Annotated in this window: 12 protein-coding genes; 8 read left to right on the forward strand and 4 right to left on the reverse strand. The window is 42.8% G+C overall.

The annotated features are described in order from the left end of the window. The first annotated feature begins 186 nt into the window (after positions 1-186). Positions 187-609 carry a hypothetical protein gene (locus tag I8751_RS06370; protein WP_214438332.1) on the forward strand — a complete coding sequence of 141 codons (423 nt, stop codon included), beginning with the start codon at positions 187-189 and terminating at the stop codon, positions 607-609. Positions 610-632: 23 nt separating this feature from the next. Here the strand turns inward: I8751_RS06370 and I8751_RS06375 are convergent, their stop codons facing one another. After that, positions 633-1,256 carry a type I restriction endonuclease gene (locus I8751_RS06375; protein WP_214438333.1) on the reverse strand — a complete coding sequence of 208 codons (624 nt, stop codon included), beginning with the start codon at positions 1,254-1,256 and terminating at the stop codon, positions 633-635. Between the two features lie 183 nt (positions 1,257-1,439). Next, positions 1,440-2,336 (reverse strand): ROK family protein, encoded by an 897-nt coding sequence (locus I8751_RS06380; protein WP_214438334.1) that lies wholly within the window; start codon positions 2,334-2,336, stop codon positions 1,440-1,442. Between the two features lie 394 nt (positions 2,337-2,730). Here I8751_RS06380 and I8751_RS06385 point away from each other — a divergent pair, with 394 nt between their 5' ends. The 6 genes from I8751_RS06385 to I8751_RS06410 all read left to right on the forward strand — a co-directional run bounded on the left by I8751_RS06385 (position 2,731) and on the right by I8751_RS06410 (position 10,582). After that, positions 2,731-3,015 (forward strand): RNA recognition motif domain-containing protein, encoded by a 285-nt coding sequence (locus tag I8751_RS06385; protein ID WP_214438335.1) that lies wholly within the window; start codon positions 2,731-2,733, stop codon positions 3,013-3,015. A gap of 363 nt (positions 3,016-3,378) precedes the next feature. Next, complete coding sequence (gene fbp / locus I8751_RS06390; protein ID WP_214438336.1) at positions 3,379-4,428, forward strand: class 1 fructose-bisphosphatase; 1,050 nt, start codon at positions 3,379-3,381, stop codon at positions 4,426-4,428. 274 nt (positions 4,429-4,702) lie between these two features. Further along, a complete protein-coding gene (gene tal, locus I8751_RS06395) occupies positions 4,703-5,848 on the forward strand; it encodes a transaldolase (RefSeq protein ID WP_214438337.1) in 1,146 nt (381 codons plus the stop codon). Positions 5,849-6,072: 224 nt separating this feature from the next. After that, the gene (gene zwf / locus I8751_RS06400) at positions 6,073-7,602 is read left to right on the forward strand and encodes a glucose-6-phosphate dehydrogenase (RefSeq protein ID WP_214438338.1); all 1,530 of its coding nucleotides are present in this window, start codon (positions 6,073-6,075) and stop codon (positions 7,600-7,602) included. A gap of 138 nt (positions 7,603-7,740) precedes the next feature. Next, on the forward strand, positions 7,741-9,105 hold the full coding sequence (gene opcA, locus I8751_RS06405; protein ID WP_214438339.1) for a glucose-6-phosphate dehydrogenase assembly protein OpcA: 1,365 nt from the start codon (positions 7,741-7,743) through the stop codon (positions 9,103-9,105). A 58-nt stretch (positions 9,106-9,163) separates the two neighbouring features. Further along, complete coding sequence (locus I8751_RS06410) at positions 9,164-10,582, forward strand: cobyrinate a,c-diamide synthase (protein WP_214438340.1); 1,419 nt, start codon at positions 9,164-9,166, stop codon at positions 10,580-10,582. On the opposite strand, the gene I8751_RS06415 is transcribed toward I8751_RS06410, so the two are convergent. Continuing rightward, positions 10,575-11,240 (reverse strand): hypothetical protein, encoded by a 666-nt coding sequence (locus I8751_RS06415; RefSeq protein WP_214438341.1) that lies wholly within the window; start codon positions 11,238-11,240, stop codon positions 10,575-10,577. The genes I8751_RS06410 and I8751_RS06415 overlap by 8 nt on opposite strands. A gap of 61 nt (positions 11,241-11,301) precedes the next feature. Continuing rightward, entirely contained in the window at positions 11,302-11,745 is a 444-nt protein-coding gene (locus I8751_RS06420; protein ID WP_214438342.1) for a cyclic nucleotide-binding domain-containing protein, read from the reverse strand. Between the two features lie 245 nt (positions 11,746-11,990). On the opposite strand from I8751_RS06420, the gene I8751_RS06425 reads away from it, so the two are divergent. Further along, positions 11,991-14,741: a cation-transporting P-type ATPase gene (locus tag I8751_RS06425; RefSeq protein ID WP_214438343.1), complete on the forward strand. Its 2,751-nt coding sequence runs from the start codon at positions 11,991-11,993 to the stop codon at positions 14,739-14,741. Positions 14,742-14,805: the final 64 nt, after the last annotated feature.

A 14,805-nucleotide genomic window follows, 5' to 3' on the forward strand; every position in this document is an offset into this window, starting at 1 on the left:
GCGCTAACGTAATTCGTAATGGCGTTTGCGGATTCATGCTTCACAGTTACGTTTTGTAACGGGGGTTTTACTCCGACACAAAACCGCTGCCTGTAGAGACAGACAGCAACATTAACTTGAGACTTGAGAAATTTTCTGATATACAGGGTGCCTATCTTTCATAAACTTCGGACTTGAGGAGATGTTGTGGCGTACTGGGTGAAAATCCTTTACGAGAGGAAAGAATATGTAGTCAATTTTGACCGTGTTAATGCTTTTTGTTATGAAAAGAATGGCAGGGTAACTTTTTGGTTGCCCGATAGTGCTATTCCTATTGTGATTAACCCCCAAAGTAACTTAGAAGATTATCAAAAGGTGCTGGACTATCTAGAATGCGTTACAGAGTTGGAAATAGAGAATGCCTACTGGGTAAAAATTCTGTATGAAAAAAATGAATATGTCATTAACCTCACTTGCATTAGTTCTTTTTGTCAGGAATCTAATGGTAGAATAACCTTCTGGTTGCCTGATGGTACGATTCCGATCATTATAAACCCTGTAAGTAATCCAGACTCATACCAAAAAGTTTTACAATTCGTTCAGAAAGCTACAGGATATTCTTTGTTTTAAAATTTTGAAGGAAAATAGCCACTCTAAATAATTACTTCTCGAAGACGCTTTAATATACTAATCACCTGCTGTAATTCTGAATCCCGTTCAATTGATAATGCATAAGAATGTGCATACTGTGGTTGTTCTTGCTGAGTCAATTTGACAAAAACAAACTCCCTACCATTGATTAGTAAACCAAAAGTTGGTAGTACAGAATTGGGATTATCAAGCATATAAGCAAGTGCTTGAGGTAGGGCTGTCATCACATCAAATTTACTGCTTTTAGATTCGATTACCAGTACCCAAAGGCGTTTTTGGATTACCAGAACATCAATATTTCCTTTAACGATAAAACCTTCATCTTCAGCAGAAATCTCGATGGAAGTTTCAGTTTCAATCTCAAATGGAGGTTGATAAAACCCGGCTAAATCGAGTAAAGGAGACAGCACTACCATCTTGACTGTCTCTTCTGACATTAGCCGATGTTTATTTAAGTTTAAATAATTGCTTTTTACTCGTTCAACTGCTTGCCTTTCACTATCAGTCAAAAGAGGTAAATTCTCTTGCCATTCTCTAAAGAAAGTTGTGTTTGTAGTCAGTTGTAAACCAAATTTTTCTTCTAATTCAAAAAGACTGATTTCTCTAGCTGGGATTATTTGAACCATAATCTGTAATCTTGAATAATACCAAATTAGAAAAAATGTATTGTTTGAAGTATAGAGTCAAAGTATTAAAAACAGCCTTTACCAAACCTTTCTGTATTTATTAATTACGTAAACTCTGCGGCATAGCTACCCTTAAAACAAAGCGATAGCGAGTCCGTGAGCTTCGTCATTAAGAACTACGAATTACGAATTATTATAATGTTGCCACGCCAACTTTGCTGCACCCACTATTCCCGCCGAGTTACCTAATTCTGCTGGCAAAATTTGTAAACCCACACGAGATGTAGGCATGACTCGCTTCTCAATTTCTGCTTTAACATCTGGTAAGAAAAACTCAAAACTAGCGCTAACACCACCACCAATCACGATCGCCTGTGGTGTCAAGACGTAAATTAAACTAGTTAAACCAATACCCAATTCTCTACCATACTCTTGCCAAAATGTCAAACTATCGGCATCTCCCGCTTGAGCAAGAGCGCCTAATTCTGCTGGTTCCTTGCCAGTCCGGCGGCGAATTGCCGTCACCGAAGCATACTGTTCTAAAGAACCTTGATTACCACTCTTACACATTGGCCCATTGGGGTTGAAAGAGATTAAACCCAGTTCTCCAGCGGCTCCTTGATGTCCTGTAAATAGTTGGCCACCCATAATAATTGCACCACCAACCCCAGTTCCCAAAGTCAACATGATGAAATTTTGCAGGCGGCGACCGGCTCCCAACCAAGCTTCTCCCAATCCTGCACAGTTAGCATCGTTGGCAATCACAGTCGGTTTAGCGGTTTTAACTTCTAACCAATCTGCCAAAGGGACATCGTGCCATCCTGGCAAGTTAATAGCGATTTTGGCAATACGTCCAGTTGCATCAGCGGGGCCGGGAGTCCCAACACCAATGGCCACAGTTTGATTATCTGGATCAACAACAGCGATCGCATCCACCATCACAGCCAAAACTGCCTCTGGTACCGATGGTTGGGGAGTTGCCACCATCAAAGATTGCAGGCAAGTACCATCTTGATTGAATCGTCCCAGCTTAATCGCCGTTCCTCCCACATCAATGCCTATTACTTCAGCTTTCTGCACAATCTCACACCCAAAATCTAATCAGCGATCGCAATCACACTTAACTTACTTTGTGAATATATTAGGAATTTGGCGATTACGCCTTATCTCCATCACTCATTTACAATCACACAAAAAATTGTAATTTATAAAACATATAAGAGTGACTAATTTTATGTTATTGGAGATTGTAAAATCTAGTACTTTGAAAAATGTCACAATCAGTTATTATATGAGCGTATGCGTAAGTTCAGCCAGATGGTAAGTTGAGTTGAAGTTCATGCCAGCATTATGGTTGCGGCCCTACAACATCCGCCATTGGTAAATCAGAAGAAACTATGCAACATTTGCAATTTGTTTAGATCTGGTTTCCAGCTGAACTCATCGCTTTTTGTTGAAAATTACGTGATCCCACATGACTATTTACGTTGGAAACCTCTCTTACAGCGCTACTGAAGCAGACTTAACAGCCGTGTTTGCAGAATATGGCGAGGTCAAAAGAGTTGTACTACCGACCGACCGTGAAACAGGTCGGATGCGTGGCTTTGCTTTTGTAGAAATGAATGAAGATGCCCAAGAAGACGCTGCAATTACAGAATTAGATGGTGCAGAATGGATGGGTCGTCAACTGAGAGTTAATAAAGCCAAACCACGAGAGGATAACCCAAGAGGTAGTTGGGGGAAAAAACAAGATTTTTAACTAAGGCGAGAAGTGATATTAACAGATTGTTTTCTAGTTTGCAATACAAATTTGCGTTAATTCACTAGAAACAATCAAACATGAAACATAACTGATAGTACTTACTTTGACTAGTTGTGAGTAACAGATAAATTTCACAACTAGTTGTTCTTTCTATGTCAGTGCTAAAAACTAAAAATCAAGTAAGCCTTTACGAGTCGATACCTTGAATACGGAGGCTACAAGACATTGATTTCTTTAGTTTATCTAAAATCACATCTAAGTTATCAAATTACCTTTCTAAGATAGAAGCAGCAACTATCAAATTGCCACCCACAAATTGACTAACCCAACCAACAGCCAATCGCTAGGGAGAACATCAAAATGGCTCAAGCGCCAGAATCGTTAGACTTGCCGATCAACGAACCTACAGACAAAGCCCTAGATCGTGATTGTACAACCTTATCGCGCCATGTCTTACAGCAACTTCAGAGTTTTTCACCAGATGCACAGGATTTGAGTGCGCTAATGAATCGGATTGCCCTTGCCGGCAAATTAGTTGCTCGTCGCATGAGCCGCGCTGGTTTAATGGAAGGTGTTCTAGGATTCACTGGAGAAGTGAATGTGCAAGGAGAATCCGTCAAAAAGATGGATGTTTATGCCAATGATGTATTTATCTCAGTATTTAAGCAAAGTGGCTTAGTTTGTCGCCTAGCTTCTGAGGAAATGGAAGAACCCTATTACATACCAGAAAACTGCCCCATTGGTCGCTATACACTTTTGTATGACCCAATTGATGGCTCATCTAACACTGATAATAATCTCAGTTTAGGTTCGATCTTTGCTATTCGCCAACAAGAAGGCAACGATAGCGATCGCCAAGCAACTGACCTGCTAACCAACGGACGCAAGCAGATCGCTGCCGGCTATATCCTATATGGGCCTAGCACAATGCTGGTTTATACTATAGGTAAGGGAGTCCACTCATTTGTCCTTGATCCCAGCTTGGGAGAATTTATTCTCACAGAAGAAAACATCCGGATTCCTAACCATGGTGCCATTTATAGCGTCAACGAAGGTAACTTTTGGCAGTGGGAAGAATCAATTCGGGAATATATTCGCTACGTCCATCGTACAGAAGGTTATACAGCTCGCTATAGCGGTGCAATGGTGAGCGATATCCATAGAATTTTGGTTCAAGGTGGTGTGTTTCTCTATCCAGGCACAATTCAAAAACCAGAAGGTAAGTTGCGTTTGCTCTATGAAACTGCGCCTCTGGCTATGTTGATTGAGCAAGCCGGTGGTCGCGCGACAACAGGACTAGTAAACATCTTAGATGTAGTGCCCAAAAAATTGCATCAACGCACACCTCTGATTATTGGTAGCAAAGAGGATGTAGCAAAAGTGGAGTCTTTTATTCAAAATGGCCATTAGTAAAGAAGGCAGAAGGCACAAAGTAATAAAGCTTACTATATGAGCTTTTTAACTTTTTTCTAATGAATAGTTTTTTTGCTACTCTGCACTTATGGCATTAATTAGGATTGGGAATACAGAATAGCACTTTTGCAAGTGAATCAAAGATTACCTCAGCTGGCCGATGCAATAAGTGATGGGCAACATCAAAATTCAAGAGTAACCATCAAAATTTTGATGAATTTTGCCGACTTTACTTAGAAACATCATCTACCGGAGTGAAACAAATCAGGCTATGACAACCAATCATCTACTAGAAATTAACCAATACGGTCAAAGTATCTGGATGGATAATTTGAGCCGTGACATTATTCAATCAGGCGAACTTAAAGACTTGGTTGAAAATCAAGGTATCTCTGGAATTACTTCCAATCCAGCTATTTTTGAAAAAGCGATCGCAAATAATGTGATTTACGATGCTGATATCGAAGCAGGAATTCGGGCTGGATTACCAATATACAAAATTTATGAATCCCTAGTTTTTGCAGATATCCGCAATGCCTGCGACATCTTGCGCCCCGTATATGAAGCCTCGAATAGGCTAGATGGTTATGTGAGCATGGAAGTCCCACCAACCATCGCCCACGACACCCAAGCGACAATCAACGAAGCTCGTCGCTATTTCCAAGAAATTGGCCGGGAAAATCTGATGATTAAAATTCCTGGTACAGAAGCTGGTTTGCCAGCAGTCGAACAGGTAATAGCCGAAGGCATGAATGTTAATATTACGCTGTTGTTTTCTGTACAAAGCTACATCAACACAGCTTGGGCTTATATTCGTGGCTTAGAAAAACGAGTAGCACAGGGTCAAGATATTAGCAAAATTGCTTCCGTTGCTAGCTTTTTCCTCAGCCGAATTGATAGCAATATTGATGCCAAAATCGATGCTAAGTTAAAGAAGGGCGTTGATGATATTAACTTAGAAGCAAAGCTGAGGGCTGTTAAAGGAAAAGTGGCGATCGCTAACGCTAAGATAGCTTACCAAGAATACGAGAAAATCATCGCAAGCGATCGTTGGCAAGCTTTAGCAGCAAAAGGAGCCAAAGTACAACGGTTACTTTGGGCTAGTACCAGCACCAAAGACCCCAATTACAGCGATGTAATGTATGTCGATCAGTTGATTGGCCCTGATACCGTTAACACCCTACCACCCGCGACAATTAAAGCTTGTGCCGATCACTGCGATGTCGCTAATCGCGTCAAAACAAATGTCGAGGAAGCTTACCAACTGATAGAAAGTCTAAAAGATCCTGACATCAATATCGATATTGATGTCGTGATGGAAGAATTACTAGTTGAAGGTATTGACAAATTCATCAAGCCTTTCGAGTCCTTGATGAACTCTTTGGAAAACAAAGTCAAGCTATTGTCGCCAGTATAGGGACTGGGAACTAGGGACAAGAAGAGCAGGGGGAGCAGGGGGACGTTTGGGAAGTAGAAGGAGAAAAATTCCATATACCACTGACCACTGACCCTTCGGGTTCGCAGTCACCTGCGGAGGGAAACCCTCCCGCAGCGCTGCCTCACCACTGACCACTGACTCATATCTAATCCTTAGTGCCCCGTACCCAATCCCAAACCCCAAATCCCAAATCCAAAATTGTTATGGTTAGTCTGCTAGAAAATCCCTTGCGTGTTGGTCTGCAACAGCAAGGGATGCCCGAACCCCAGATCATAGTCATCTTTGGCGCTTCTGGTGATCTTACCTGGCGCAAACTAGTGCCAGCACTTTACAAATTGCGGCGAGAACGGCGCATTCCACCAGAAACTACAATTGTCGGTGTAGCACGTCGAGAGTGGAGCCACGAATACTTCCGCGAACAAATGCAAAAGGGCATGGAAGAGGCTCATCCTAATGTCGATTTGGGGGAACTTTGGCAAGACTTCTCTCAAGGACTGTTCTACTGTCCTGGAGACATAGACAACCCCGATAGCTACCAAAAACTGAAAAATTTGCTCACTGAATTAGACGAGAAACGGGGCACGCGGGGAAACCGGATGTTCTACCTCTCGGTTGCTCCGTCATTCTTTCCTGAAGCAATTAAACAGTTGGGAAGCGCCGGGATGCTGGACGATCCCTACAAACATCGTCTGGTAATTGAAAAACCCTTTGGTCGAGACTTGGCTTCTGCCCAGAATCTTAACCAAGTGGTGCAGAAATTTTGTAAAGAAAACCAAGTCTATCGCATCGACCACTACTTGGGTAAAGAGACAGTCCAGAACTTGCTGGTGTTTCGCTTTGCCAATGCGATTTTTGAACCTTTGTGGAATCGTCGCTTTGTTGACCACGTACAAATTACCGTGGCAGAAACCGTAGGCGTGGAAGATCGGGCTGGATATTATGAATCAGCCGGCGCACTCCGGGATATGTTGCAAAATCACCTTATGCAACTTTACTGCTTGACGGCAATGGAAGCACCCAACTCGATGGATGCCGACAGCATCCGCACGGAAAAAGTTAAGGTACTCCAAGCTACACGTTTGGCTGATGTTCATAATCTATCCCGTTCAGCAATACGCGGTCAGTACAGTGCCGGCTGGATGAAAGGTCAATCAGTACCTGGTTATCGGCAAGAACCTGGAGTTGACCCTAATTCCACAACACCCACCTATGTGGCAATGAAATTTCTAGTTGATAACTGGCGTTGGCAAGGTGTTCCCTTTTACTTGCGTACAGGCAAGCGGATGCCGAAAAAAGTCAGCGAGATTTCGATTCACTTCCGCGAAGTTCCTTCTCGGATGTTTCAATCTGCCGCGCAACAGGCAAACGCTAACATTTTGGCAATGCGGATTCAGCCAAACGAAGGCATTTCTCTACGTTTTGATGTCAAAATGCCTGGGGCAGAATTTCGTACCCGTTCCGTTGATATGGACTTTAGTTATGGTTCTTTTGGCATCCAAGCAACTTCTGATGCCTACGATCGCCTATTCCTTGATTGTATGATGGGTGATCAAACATTATTCACACGGGCAGACGAAGTAGAAGCAGCTTGGCAAATAGTAACTCCAGCCCTTTCTGTTTGGGATGCCCCCGCAGATCCCACCACCATTCCCCAGTACGAGGCTGGTACTTGGGAACCAGCGGAAGCAGAATTTTTGATTAACCAAGATGGTCGTCGCTGGCGCAGACTTTAGAAAATAGTCATTAGTCAGTAGTCAGTAGTTAGTAGTAAAAAATCAACAACTAACAACTGACCACTGACAACTGACCACTGACAACTGACCACTAACCACTGACCACTAACAACTGACAACTGACAACTGACAAATACTATGGCTCCCCAAGCTCCTACAATTTTTTCCCTTCAAGCACCCAAGGATATTTCGCTTAACGAAATTGAAGCGGAATTGAATCAAATTTGGCAAAGTTACGGTATTACTGGCGAGGATGGTGGACTTCCTGCTGCAACACGGGCTACCACATTTACTTTAGTAGTTTACGAACCAGAAGAAACCCAATATCTGTTAGCGGCTTTGGGATTTTACAACGGCCCAATTGATGGCATTTTAGGGCCTCAGATGGATGTAGCGCTACGACAAGTCCAAAAACAACATGATCTGCCGGAAACTGGAACAGCAACCCCAGAGACTTTGGCTGTATTGCGGGAAGAATTCGCTAAACGTCAGGGAAATGGTACAGGAGACAATGTTTCCTATAATTCTAATGCCACAAGTCCCAGAATTGCTGATGAAATTGCTCTCCGCAACCCCTGCCGAATTATTGCGCTGTTTCCCATTGCTGGCGAAGATGAAGGAGTTAAGGCTCAAGTTTCTGCCTATTGCCCCATCCAAAAGCAATCTTCAAGTACACTCATCTGCTGCGAATACATCACTCTCAGTGGTACTGCTTCTGCCTTAGAACGGGTGGGAGGAATGATTCCAGCACTATTAATTGGTGGCTTGCCAAAATTTCTTTGGTGGAAAGCTACACCAGACCCGAACAACTCTCTGTTTAAGCGTTTGGCAGCAGTCTGCAATAATGTCATTGTAGATTCTTGCAACTTTAACGAACCAGAAAGTGATTTACTCAGCTTACAAGAGTTACTAGAAACTGGTATACCTTTAGCTGATTTAAACTGGCGACGCTTATCAGCTTGGCAAGAGTTGACCGCTGAAGCCTACGATTCACCCCATCGTCGAGCTGCGCTGAAAGAAATTGACCGCGTTACCATTGATTACGAAAAAGGCAACCCCGCCCAAGCGTTGCTGTTTTTAGGTTGGCTAGCAAGTCGGTTGGAATGGCTGCCGATTTCTTATCAACACGAAAACGGAGACTATGATATCACCCACATTAATTTTTTGGGTCAAGAACAACGGCAAATAGAAGCCGAGTTAGCTGGAGTTCCGGTTGCTGATGTCGGTGAAATTATAGGTGACTTGATTGCTTTGCGTCTGAGTTCGACAAATCCGCAAGCCGACTGTGGTACGGTAATTTGTTCGGAAACTGGTGGTTGTATGCGGATGGAAACACATGGTGGTGCCCAATCTGCGGGATTGTTTCAACAAGTAAGTTCACTTTCTGAACAAAAGGCAGAAGCGTTACTGAGTCAGCAGGTGCAGCGCTGGGGTCGTGAATCACTGTTTGAAGAAAGTCTAGGAGTCATAGCAAAGATTCTCAAATCGGGAACTGAAAGTTAAGAGTTAGGAATTAGGAGTTATAATTCATAACTTCTTACTCTCCACTGTTAACTTTTTTATGGCTTTAATCATTGCAGGAGAACGTAGTGGGGTGGGCAAGACAACAGTCACGCTCACCCTTTTAGCATCTTTATGCCGTCGTGGTATCGCGGTGCAATCTTTCAAGGTAGGCCCAGACTATATTGACCCGATGTTTCATCAGCACGTTACTAATCGTGCTTGTCGGAATTTAGATCCGGTGTTGACTTCTGAAGCTTACGTTCAACAATGTTTTGCTCGTCATAGCCAGCTGTGTGAATATGCTTTGGTGGAAGGAGTAATGGGGTTGTTTGATGGAATTGGGGATGGGTCAAAGGGCATGGGGCATGGAGAAGAAAAGCAAAAATCAACTGACTTTGCGAGTACAGCGCATATTGCACGGCTTTTAGATTTGCCTGTGGTGTTGGTGATTGATTGTAGTCGCTTGTCTGGTTCTGTAGCTGCGATCGCCCACGGCTATCAATCTTTTGATCCGAAAATTAAAATGGCTGGGGTGGTATTAAATCGAGTCGGTAGCGATCGCCATTTATCGTTACTCAAAGATTCCCTAGAACCGTTAAAATTACCTGTTCTTGGTGTGCTGCGCCGTCAAGATAATATTACAATTCCCGATCGCCATTTAGGTTTAGTACCTACAGCAGAACTTCCCGAACTCAATGCTGTGATTGATCGTCTTGCAGATTTAGGTGATAGTTGCTTCGATTGGCAACGTTTGTTACCCCTATTAAAGTCTGAAGTTCTCAGCACTCCTTCCCTCTCTGTTTCCCTGCCCCTTTGCCCCTCTAACCTCAGAATTGCAGTTGCCCGCGATCGCGCTTTTAATTTTTACTATCAAGACAATCTCGATTTGCTGCAACAATTGGGTGCAGAGTTAGTTTTCTGGAGTCCATTAACAGATGCAAAACTACCGCCAGATATACAGGGAATGTATTTTGGGGGTGGTTTTCCAGAAGTTTTTGCCCAGCAACTAGCAGCAAATACCAGTGCCTGTGAGGCAGTGAAAACGGCAATTATTGGGGGGATGCCTGCGATCGCTGAGTGTGGAGGATTAATGTATTTATGCGAACGAATTATTGATTTTGAAGAACAATCTTGGCCGATGGTGGGAGTGTTGCCTACATCTGCTGTAATGGGTAAACGCTTAACTTTAGGGTATCGCCGCGCGGTAGCTTTACAAAATAGTTTATTAATGGATGCAGGCACAACTGTTTATGGACATGAGTTTCATCGTTCCCATTTAATCTCAGCTCCTAATCAGCCTCTATTTGAAACTTCTCGCTACGATTGTGAAGAAAACATGGGTAGTGAAGGATGGAGTTGGTTTGGAAATGTTCACGCCTCTTATGTGCATCTTCACTGGGGAGATAGTGTCGAGATTCCCCAACGGTTTTTAGCAGATTGCCTTGAACGAAAGGTATCAGTTTTTGGTTTTATTTAGGTTCGAGGTTATTATTTAAGCCCTCAGTTGATTTCCCAGTAGAATCAAAAACTAGATTTACATTCGGTTGATCTGTACTAGCACGTAAAACGGCTTTTTCGTAAGCTTTTACGATTTCTTGAAAATCATTAGGTTCTTTGACACTATATTTAAGTCGAATCAGCAAACTTCGGCCTTCTTCAGCTAAACTGCGATGAAAAGTAGACCACTGAGCAACTGGAATTACAGAGCGAATCGAAACTAGAGAAGTAGCTAAACACCCTAAAAGCGCTCTTGTTTTGGTATCATCTGCCACAGCAAGAGCTAGTGTTGCTCCCACACTACTAAAAAGCATCAACAGATTCCAAAACCAATTTAAAGTACTACTATATTCATATTTAATTATCAAGTTTTCACAAATATCATATTTTAATTGCTCTATAGTTGCTGCACTTATTGATGTATCATTTTTAACTAAATTTGAGGCCAAAGATGTAGCTTTATTGGCAAATTCTGATGTATAAATGCACTGCTTAGTTGCTTGTTCTTTATTAGGTTGTTGTCTCCAAGTCCACAACAAAATCAATGCAAATACAACACCGACGACACCGACAAAAATCCAACGCAATTGTAATTGTTGGTTTATATTATCCGGCTTGGATTCTAACTTTTTTTCCATAAAATAATTGACAGAGCAAGCAAAATTTTATTTATAGTCAAAACAATTGGTAATTAAATAACTAATGACGCTGTGAAGTAGTCACATTAACATTGTCATTAAGTCTGCGAATTAGACGAGATAACTCTCTAATAATATTCACGGCTATTTCTGGTGTTTCCTCAATGGCATCATAAAGTTGCTCTTGTGTCAGTTCCAAAAATTCACAAGGTTCTAAAGTAGTAGCAGAGGCGGAACGGGGCTGAGTATCAAATACTGCCATTTCTCCAAAGTATTTTCCTTGTTCTACTTCTGCTAATTGTTTATCTCCAATGTGGACTTTAACTCGGCCTGAAACAACAATATACAGCGATCGCCCCTCTTCTCCTTGTCTAAAAATGGTGTAATTAGCTGGAAATTGCAGTTCATGCATTACTGAAGTCAGCCGCACAATAAAATCATCCCGCAGTTCTTTAAATATTGGGACTCGCCGGACAAATAATAAACGGTCAACGCTGCTAAGCATGATTAATAGTTAAAAATTACACATTAATAATATCAGGGGAAATTACGACTGACATTAGTCAGAGCGCGATTAGCCATATTAACCTAGACCGGGGAAAAGGAGCGAATTTATAGATTGTCACCCTGTTGTCATGATCAATGGTCACGATAAGTAGTAAACGTCTCTTCTACTACAGGTATTGTCAACCTCCACTGACTTGAGTACTCGCCAGATTTTGACTAATTTAGAATTTCGGAAAAAATTTTATGCCTGCAACTGCAATGGGTGGCCAAATAACACCTCAGTATCATGAGCTTCCTGCACAGGAAGTTGCCAAAACCCTCAATAGCGACACAGAAAAGGGTTTAATTACAGCAGAAATCAACAAACGTATCGAACAGTTTGGCAAAAATGAACTCAAAGGTAAACCCGGAAAACCAGCTTGGTTAAGATTCTTATTACAATTTAATCAAGCTCTGCTCTACATTCTGCTCGTTGCAGGCATCATCAAAGCGCTGCTGGGGTCATGGACAAATGCAGCGGTAATTTGGGGCGTAACTTTGATTAATGCCATTATCGGCTTTGTACAAGAATCAAAAGCTGAAGGAGCGATCGCCGCCTTAGCAAAAGCCGTCTCCACGGAAGCAATGGTAATTCGCAACGGTCAAAAATCGCGAATTTCTTCCCAAGAAATTGTTCCCGGCGATGTCGTGTTGCTGACTTCTGGTGATAAGGTTCCTGCTGATTTGCGCTTGTTGAATACACGCAATTTGCAGGTGGATGAGTCAGCGCTAACTGGGGAATCTGTACCCGTAGAAAAATCAACTCAACCTGTCGGCTCAGATACTCCCTTGGCAGAGCGAGTTAATATGGCTTATGCAGGTAGCTTTGTCACCTTTGGGCAAGGAAGCGGTCTGGTTGTAGGTACAGGTAGTTCCACAGAAATGGGGCGAATATCCCAGTCTTTGGAAACAGGAAGTAGCCTTAGTACGCCCCTAACACGAAAGTTTGATAAATTTAGTCAAAAATTGCTCTACGTAATTTTGGGGCTGGCGACTCTCACCTTTGCTGTAGGTTTGGGGCAAGGGCGTTCATGGGTAGAAATGTTTGAAGCCGCTGTGGCTTTGGCTGTCAGTGCGATCCCAGAAGGATTACCGGCGGTGGTGACAGTTACAATGGCTATTGGGGTGAATCGAATGGCACGCCGTCACGCCATTATTCGCAAGTTACCCGCCGTGGAAACTTTAGGTGGTGCTACGGTAATTTGTTCTGATAAAACTGGCACTCTGACCGAAAACCAGATGACAGTACAAGCAATTTATGCCGGCGGACAAAACTTCTCAGTTAGTGGTACAGGTTACAGTCCTGAAGGCGAAATTTTATTTGAGCAACAGCCTGTAGATTTAGAGACGGGAAATTTCCCATCTCTCAAAGCCTGTATCATGGCTGGTTTACTTTGTACTGACTCTCATCTAGAACAAAAAGATGGTAATTGGACTGTAGTTGGCGACCCAACTGAAGGTGCTTTAATTGCAGTTGCAAATAAAGTAGGGTGGAATCAGTCTCAGATGGCTGAGTTAACTCCCAGAATAGATGGCATTCCCTTTGAATCTCAGTTTCAGTACATGGCGACGCTACACGATCGCTCTCAGTCAACAGCACAAACAGGTAATGGTGCTAAAACTCTTTATGTGAAAGGTTCCGTAGAAGCAATTACCAGCCGTTGTCAGCAAATGTTTAATGCTGATGGACAGCCAGAACCAATCAACCACGAATTAGTGGCACAGCAGGTGCAAGCAATGGCAGAACAAGGGTTGCGGGTACTTGCTTTCGCTCAAAAAACTGTAGCAGATAATCAGAACTCAGTAGAACATGATGATATTGATACTGGGCTGATATTTCTGGGTTTACAAGGGATGATTGACCCGCCGCGACCAGAAGTAATCGCTGCTGTGCGTGCCTGTAAAACTGCGGGGATACAGGTCAAAATGATTACTGGAGATCATATTACTACAGCCAAAGCGATCGCCGAACGTATCGGTTTAGAAAGAGATGGCAAAGTGCAGGCCTTTGAGGGTAGACAACTGACTGAAATGGACGACCCAGAACTAGCCCAGGCTGTAGAAGCAGGTGTAATATTTGCCAGAGTCGCCCCCGATCAAAAACTCCGGTTGGTCGAAGCTTTGCAGTCTAAAGGCGAAATTGTCGCCATGACTGGAGATGGCGTAAATGACGCACCAGCCCTAAGACAAGCTGATATTGGTGTAGCGATGGGTGGTGCAGGCACAGATGTCGCCAGAGAAGCTGCCGATATGTTGCTCACAGATGATAACTTTGCCTCCATTGAAGCCGCAGTGGAAGAAGGCCGGACAGTGTATCAGAACTTGCAAAAGGCGATCGCCTTTATTCTACCTGTCAACGGTGGCGAATCAATGACAATTCTGATTAGTGCTTTATTTGCTAGAGATTTGCCAATTTTGTCACTGCAAGTTCTATGGTTGAATATGGTTAACTCGGTGACAATGACCGTACCTTTGGCATTTGAACCCAAATCTGATCGGGTGATGAAACAAGCACCCCGCAACCCCAGGGAGCCGTTACTTTCAGGGACGCTGTTACAGCGAATTGTGGCAGTTTCTGTGTTCAATTGGATTCTAATTTTCGGGATGTTTGAGTGGGCGCGTCAAAGTACGGGAGATATTAACTTAGCCAGAACAATGGCAATTCAAGCTTTGGTCGCTGCGAGAATTGTTTATCTATTAAGTATTAGCCAATTAGGAAATGCTATTTTTAGAAAAATCAGTGGCAAGGCTGCTGAAATTAGTGATTTTCCTGCGATCGCTATTGGTATACTCTGCACAGTGGTACTGCAAGTTATCTTCAGCCAATGGAGTTTAATGAATAATTTGTTTGCTACTGCACCACTGAATTTAAATCAATGGCTCATTTGTTTGATTCCCACATTGCCAATGCTGCCCGTGGCTTTGTTTGTAAATCGCATTGATCCAGTTGAATAATAGAAGAAGAGGTTAGGAACTAGGGGCTAGAGAGTGTGGGGAGCAGGGGAGAAATAACTAAAGA

It is taken from the genome of Atlanticothrix silvestris CENA357, assembly GCF_016056295.1.
Lineage (GTDB): Bacteria > Cyanobacteriota > Cyanobacteriia > Cyanobacteriales > Nostocaceae > Atlanticothrix > Atlanticothrix silvestris.